A 377-nucleotide genomic window follows, 5' to 3' on the forward strand; every position below is an offset into this window, starting at 1 on the left:
CGAAGCCCCTCGAGATCGTCGGCGAGGACGGGTCCGTCACCGCGATCCGCTACGAGCGCACCCGGCCCAACGGCCAGGGCGGCGTCGAGGGCACCGGCGAGGTCCGCGAGATCCCGGTCCAGGCGGTCTACCGGGCCGTCGGCTACTTCGGCTCACCCCTGCCCGGCGTCCCGTTCGACGAGCGGCCCTCCCGCGCCTGTTCGACCCGCTCGGCATCCACAACCCGCAGTGGCACCGGTGTCCGCTCGGCTGGATCGTCGGCGGCAGCGGCCTGGAGCTCCGCACGTCCGAACTCGCCCGCATCGGCGCGCTGCTGCGCGACCGCGGGCGGTGCGGGGCGGACCAGCTCGTCCCGGCGTCGTGGGTCGACCGGATGC

General features: G+C 75.3%; 1 pseudogene. It reads left to right on the forward strand.

The features are described from left to right. A pseudogene (locus I5E_RS26275) lies at positions 1-377 on the forward strand (hypothetical protein); the annotation flags it as partial.

It is taken from the genome of Curtobacterium sp. B18 (assembly GCF_000333375.1).
Lineage (GTDB): Bacteria > Actinomycetota > Actinomycetes > Actinomycetales > Microbacteriaceae > Curtobacterium.